The organism is Psychrobacter sp. TB15 (assembly GCF_000511655.1).
GTDB lineage: Bacteria > Pseudomonadota > Gammaproteobacteria > Pseudomonadales > Moraxellaceae > Psychrobacter > Psychrobacter submarinus.
The window spans coordinates 43,202-49,576 of record NZ_AYXN01000034.1 but is presented as its reverse complement, the minus strand read 5'-3'; the positions used below and the strand labels follow the sequence as shown (position 1 = coordinate 49,576).

General features: G+C 43.0%; 7 protein-coding genes and 1 pseudogene. 2 read left to right on the top strand and 6 right to left on the bottom strand.

What is annotated here, in order from left to right; genetic code table 11:
* Positions 1-17: 17 nt before the first annotated feature.
* Positions 18-401 (bottom strand): annotated as a pseudogene (locus W234_RS0108260) (transposase family protein); the annotation flags it as partial.
* Positions 402-409: 8 nt separating this feature from the next.
* Positions 410-850 (bottom strand): transposase family protein, encoded by a 441-nt coding sequence (locus W234_RS0108255; RefSeq protein ID WP_025643546.1) that lies wholly within the window; start codon positions 848-850, stop codon positions 410-412.
* A 15-nt stretch (positions 851-865) separates the two neighbouring features.
* Between W234_RS0108255 and W234_RS14545 the strand changes: the two genes are divergently transcribed.
* Both W234_RS14545 and W234_RS0108245 read left to right on the top strand, forming a co-directional pair.
* Positions 866-1,042, top strand: a complete 177-nt coding sequence (locus W234_RS14545; RefSeq protein ID WP_156923975.1) for a hypothetical protein — start codon at positions 866-868, stop codon at positions 1,040-1,042.
* A gap of 519 nt (positions 1,043-1,561) precedes the next feature.
* The gene (locus W234_RS0108245) at positions 1,562-1,882 is read left to right on the top strand and encodes a hypothetical protein (protein WP_025646402.1); all 321 of its coding nucleotides are present in this window, start codon (positions 1,562-1,564) and stop codon (positions 1,880-1,882) included.
* 500 nt (positions 1,883-2,382) lie between these two features.
* Here the strand turns inward: W234_RS0108245 and W234_RS0108240 are convergent, their stop codons facing one another.
* From W234_RS0108240 to W234_RS0108225, 4 genes are all read right to left on the bottom strand, one after another.
* The gene (locus W234_RS0108240; protein WP_025646401.1) at positions 2,383-2,982 is read right to left on the bottom strand and encodes a YceI family protein; all 600 of its coding nucleotides are present in this window, start codon (positions 2,980-2,982) and stop codon (positions 2,383-2,385) included.
* Between the two features lie 157 nt (positions 2,983-3,139).
* A complete protein-coding gene (locus W234_RS0108235; RefSeq protein ID WP_025646400.1) occupies positions 3,140-3,469 on the bottom strand; it encodes a DUF779 domain-containing protein in 330 nt (109 codons plus the stop codon).
* Positions 3,470-3,651: 182 nt separating this feature from the next.
* Positions 3,652-4,680 (bottom strand): alcohol dehydrogenase AdhP, encoded by a 1,029-nt coding sequence (gene adhP, locus W234_RS0108230; RefSeq protein WP_025646399.1) that lies wholly within the window; start codon positions 4,678-4,680, stop codon positions 3,652-3,654.
* 97 nt (positions 4,681-4,777) lie between these two features.
* On the bottom strand, positions 4,778-6,304 hold the full coding sequence (locus W234_RS0108225) for an aldehyde dehydrogenase family protein (RefSeq protein WP_025646398.1): 1,527 nt from the start codon (positions 6,302-6,304) through the stop codon (positions 4,778-4,780).
* Positions 6,305-6,375: the final 71 nt, after the last annotated feature.

The window sequence follows — 6,375 nt, the reverse complement described above, 5'->3', positions numbered from 1 at the left end:
TAGACCTCTTGCAAAAGTCATAATTTAAGCTCGGAATTAATGATACCAGCAAACAGCTTCATTCTAAGATCATAGCGCTGACGACGGTTGCGATATTTATGAGCCACGATTTTAAACAACTTGATTAAGCCTATTTTGTGCTCAACCACAATACGGAACTTTGCCAGATAGTGATTGGCCTGTTTGCATATCTCTAATAACTGACCACCACGAGGTTTCTTAAATGGCGTGAAAGTTTGCTCATGTAACTTTGCTAACCCTTGATAACCACTATCGGCTAGTAGCTTGGCGTCACAAGGTAACCAGTCAGGACAAGTATCTTTATACAGCTTAAAATCGTGGATTGACCCTTTACAGGTTTGCACATCAAGTATCAAACCAGTTTGCCAATGAACGATAACCTGCGCTTTTAAGGTGTGTTGTTTTTTCTTACCGCTGTAGTAGTCTCTTTGGTTTTTTTTGGACGCTCAATAGGGGTTTCGGTAGCATCAACAATGACGACTGACCAATTGATGTCGTCATCGACACGACTAGGCAGCTTTTTAGGTAATTCAAACTTGCCAGAGTCAATCAGTGTGTCTTCTACTTTACGAATGATACGGCTAGCAGAAGACTCATGAATACCAAAGTCCATACTGATATGATAAAGCGTGCGGTATTCACGCCAATAAGTCAGGGCTAGTAGTATCTGCTCCTTAAGACTGAGCACACTTGGTCTACCTGATTTGGTCTTAGATGCTTCATGCTCTTGCATGGCATCAAGCATGTCATAAAAGGTGGCTTTATGAATGCCAGTGTAGCGTTTAAAACCAGCGTCACTTTGTTTGAGTAGCTTATCTATGTTTGGCATGGTTCTTAGACAACGATGAATGTTCTTCTTATTTTAATTCCCTCTGCTACTTTTGCAAGAGGTCTATTAGCTATATTAAGAGCCGCTTCAATTTTGGCGAAAGATGAAAAAGATAATTGGCTAAGGCTTGTTGAGCAGAATTCCCAAACTTCAATTGAAAAGTGGGTTGCAAAATGGGTAAGAGAGGTTTAGTTGTAACAAATTAAATTGGTATCATTTTCTTAACATCGAGAGTTCATAGTTCAGGTCGATGGGTTACGTCTTATTGTCATTTTCTTCGAAAGTGTGACAAGTCTAACGCCACCCTACAACAAATAATAAACTCTGCTCGTTTGTAATGCTTTGCTTTGGACGAAGTTGAGCGCGGTGACAGCAAAGTATTAACCTAAACAAAAGGTTGCCATACTGCCGAGGGACGAGGCGCGCATAAGCTTTTAAAGAAAACTGAGCCATGTCTCGCATATTTCACGACTATTAAAATGCTCACATCTAGAGGCTATTTTTCCCTAATTTAGTGTATTGAGATTAAGGTAGTGTTCTATAGTGAACCATGATTCGTGTTGTCTCAAGTTTGCCGATCTACAGACAGATTAAGGGCGTGTACCTGTTTTGTAGTGACGCGTTGATTAGACAGGGATACTGACTTACTATCGAATGTAAGCATTATCAAGTTTAAAGAGAGTTTATATAATCTGATAAAGGAGAGCTATTATGTCGAATAAATCTGCTAATAACCAAGCGAAAGATGATATTACCTTAAGTAAAAAGGCAAGAAAGCAGCTGAGTAAGCTCAATAAACTGCGTCAAAAAGAGCAAGATAAAATAGATAAAGCGCGTCAAAAGGAGTTAGCTAAAGTTGATAAGGTCCGTCAAAAAGAGCAAGACAAAGTGGATAAGAAGATCCAAGGCTTGATAGATGATATCAATCAAAAAGCGTTAAAAAAGCAAGAAAAAATAGATACTAAGATTCAGAAAAAAAGAAATAAAATAGATAAAGCCGGTATCGAACAGGATCAGCCTTGGCAGTACTAACAAGGCAATGTTAAAAAGACCTGACAATTACTGTAATCGTTAGGTCTTTTACTAGGGCGTGTTGAACATTCACAAATGCGCACTGCTGATCGCTACTAGTTAATCAAAGCTGTGTTCTAGTCGTCGTTAAAATTGCAGGTAATGCTTATTGCATTGGATAGCTGATTTTATTTAAACAGTCGCAACGACTAGGGCGATTTTAGCATCAGCCTGCAGGGACAGGACTATTTTTTGCCGCTTTATTGATAAAAATAGACGCTTAGAACAACTAAACTTACCATTTTTATCTGCAAATCGCCTAAAAAATAGTCTCTGTCAGTGCCAAGGTCGAATGTTCAACACGCCCTACTTATCTATTGTTATTAGAACAGGGTATAGATAATACATACTCATTAGCAATCAAACTAAAATCCGGCGTAAAACGTCAATAACAAACGTTTGGCGCTGGGTTTTTATGCTTAAGTCAAAGCGTCATAAATATTACAGTCGCCGTATTCCCTTTAGTTTGCCGATACAAGCTGTCCTGTGATGTTAATCGGAATGACTGTACCCACCATATTTGGAAAGGCGGTTACGCCATAACTGAGGCGATTCACTTTACCAATAGCTTGAAAGTTTAAAAACGGACGCGCGGTTTTGGGGTCTTTTTTGACATCAGATAAGACTACTTTTACGGTTAAAGGTTTGGTCTTTCCCAAAACCGTAAAGTCGCCTGTGACATGCGCTTCTTTGGCATTGATCATGCTGACCTTTTTGGAGACAAATCTCATAGTCGGGTATTTAGCTGTGTTGAGTAGCTCCTTGCGACGCAAAAAGGCATTACGCAAATTGCCACCAGCATCAATGCTGCTCGTTTTTACAGTAAAATTAATGGTAGTACTTGTTGGGTTTTTTACATCGTAATTGATAGAACCATCCATGTTATGAAACTGGCCTTCAACCGTACCATTCCCTAAATATGCTACCTCAAAGTCGACTTTGGTTTTTGGGGTATCTAACTTCCATTTTTGCGGAGTAGAGGCTGATGTTAGCGTTGATAAAGGCAGTAGCAGGCTAATACTTAAAGTGGTCTTGAGCAAAATAGTAGTGATGGTATTCATACATATGATCCGACAGACAGTTTTTAAAAAGCAAATCTAGTTAGGGCATTGGCGTTAGCCTAACAAAAGTTAGCTCGATTTTATAGTAAAAAATGATTCGATATCATACTCTATATATTTGATTACCTTGTATTATTCATATTAATTAGTAGTCATATTAGTCTACCGTGCAAACCTCAGAGCGCACGATAAAGCGCTTGCCTTCAGGTATCTCAAGCGAAAAACTTGCGCCGCGACCATCGACTACATCGATAGTTAAGTCAGTATGCTGCCAGAGCTCAAATTGTGCTTTACCCATATAAAACGGACAGCCTACCAGCTCGCCAACAAGCACATCTTGCGCGCCAGTTTTGAACTCGCCTAGCGGATAGCACATCGGTGAGCTACCATCGCAGCAGCCGCCAGACTGATGGAACATTAAATCACCATGCTTGGACTTTAAAAGCTCGATTAATTCGGCGCAAGACGCTGTCGCTGCAAGTTTCATAGTGTACTCCTTGTCTTTTAGTTAAGATTTTCCAAAATTGCCCTGTCATAACATAAAAGGTCGCATTGTTCTTAGTCATACTATGAATAGTATGGCATCAAAAACAATACGACCATTTTTTAGAGTTTCAATGACAAGTGATAGCAATACTGATATAACATCGCAATGCTACTTGTTAATCATTACTTGGCATAGTCAATCACAATACGTCCCTCGATTTTGCCATCACGCATACGATCGAAGATATCATTGATATTCTCGAGTGGTTCAGCGGCAACGGTCGCTTTCACTTTGCCTTTAGCTGCCATATCTAACGACTCTTGTAGATCAAGGCGTGTACCGACAATTGAGCCGCGAATAGTAATACCGTTCAATACCGTATCAAAGATAGAAACTGGGAAGTCGCCTGTAGGTAGGCCATTACAGACCAAAGTACCACCACGTCTTAACATGCTCAGTGCTTGCTCAAACGCTGTAGAGGATACCGCTGTGACTAGTACTCCATGCGCGCCGCCGATTTCCTGTTGTAGGTACTCGCCAGGATCTGTGTTTTTGGCATTAACAGTGACTTTAGCGCCGAGTTTTTCGGCGAACGCTAGCTTTTCATCATCAATATCGACCGCAGCAACATTAAGTCCCATAGCCACAGCATACTGTACCGCCATGTGACCGAGGCCGCCGATACCTGAAATCACTACCCAATCACCAGGCTTGGTATCCGTCATTTTTAGGCCTTTATAGACAGTGACACCTGCGCATAAGACAGGGGCAATCTCTACAGAGTCGACGCTTTCTGGGATAATGCCTACATAGTCGGCGTCCGCCAGGACATACTCTGCAAAGCTACCATTCACCGAATAACCTGAATTTTCTTGCTTTAGGCACAACGTCTCCCAGCCACCTAAACAATGCGTACAGTGTCCGCAAGCAGAGTAGAGCCAGGGCACACCGACTCGGTCGCCTTCTTTGACGTGATGGACGTTGTCGCCGACAGAGGTGATGATACCGACGCCTTCGTGTCCAGGGATAAATGGTGGACTTGGTTTGACTGGCCAATCTCCTTCAACGGCATGAAGGTCCGTGTGACAGACGCCTGAGGCCTCCATTTTTACTAAGATCTGACCGGCACCTACGGTTGGGATGTCTACTTCTTCAATCTGTAGCGGTTGATTAAACTCATGTAGGACAGCTGCTTTCATTTTATTAGCCATGTTACTTTCTCCTTATCGTGGATGGTGAGTTGATAGATATCATATCTACCAACTCATTATTTTATGGTGGCTGCCATAAAGTGCGTGACAGACAGGCTTAAAAGAAGCCCATCTTTTTGGGACTATAAGAAACCAGCATGTTTTTGGTTTGCTGATAATGATCAAGCATCATTAGATGGTTTTCGCGGCCGATACCCGATTGCTTGTAGCCACCAAATGCAGAATGCGCAGGGTAGATGTGGTAGCAGTTGGTCCATACGCGTCCAGCTTGAATACCACGTCCGAAGCGGTAAGCTTTGTGTACACTACGCGTCCAAACGCCAGCGCCAAGGCCATATAACGTATCATTAGCGATACTCATCGCTTCTTCATCGTCTTTAAAAGTCGTGACCGCAAGTACGGGACCGAAGATTTCTTCTTGGAACACGCGCATGTCGTTAGTGCCCTCAAAAATAGTCGGCTGTACATAGTAGCCATCGCCAAGATCGCCGTCATGTTTGGCACGCTCGCCGCCGACCAATACTTTTGCGCCTTCTTTTTTGCCGATATCTAAGTAAGATAAGATTTTCTCTAATTGATCAGAGCTGGCTTGCGCGCCAATCATAGTATCGGTATCAAGTGGGTTGCCCATCTTAATGGCTTTGACGCGCTCAACACAGCGTTTGATAAACTCATCATAGATACTCTCATGCACCAGCGCGCGTGAGGGACAAGTGCAGACCTCGCCTTGATTGAGCGCAAACATCACTAGACCTTCAACGGCTTTGTCTAAGAAATCATCATCTTCATCCATGACATCGGCGAAGAAAATATTAGGGCTTTTGCCGCCTAGCTCCAAGGTGACTGGAATGATGTTTTCACTAGCGTACTGCATGATTAGGCGACCGGTGGTAGTCTCGCCGGTAAAGGCGACTTTATTAATACGCGGATTGGAAGCCAGCGGTTTACCGGCTTCAACGCCAAAACCATTCACTACGTTGAGGACGCCTTTTGGCAAGATATCGGCAATGCCAATGGTCTCTAGCATAAATAGGATAGAGGCGGGGGTTTGCTCGGCAGGTTTTAGGACAATGCAGTTACCCGCAGCGAGAGCCGGAGCCAGTTTCCATACCCCCATTAGAATCGGAAAGTTCCAAGGAATAATTTGACCGACTACGCCTAAAGGCTCATGGAAGTGGTAAGCGACGGTATCTTCATCAATTTGGCTGATACCGCCTTCTTGCGCGCGAATGGCGCTGGCAAAGTAGCGGAAATGATCAATCGCGAGAGGGATATCAGCGGCTAAGGTTTCGCGCACTGCCTTGCCATTCTCATAACACTCAGCAATGGCGATGGCCTCAAGGTTCTCTTCCATCTTGTCGGCGATTTTAAGTAGTAAATTAGCGCGCTCAGTGACGCTGGTTTTGCCCCAAGCGTCTTTGGCCGCGTGTGCAGCATCTAAAGCTTTTTCGATATCGGCTTCTTTTGAGCGTGCTACTTGGCAGATGGTTTTACCATCGATAGGACTAAGATTATCAAAGTATTCGCCATCGACTGGTGCGACCCATTCGCCATTGATAAAGTTATCGTATGTGTCGCGAAATTGAACTGGGCTATTTTCAGTATTAGGGGTGTCATATAACATGGAGCTTTCCTTTTTATGAGTGAATAAATCTTCCTGACTTTAGCTATTGCTATCTGTCTATCGTACTGAGA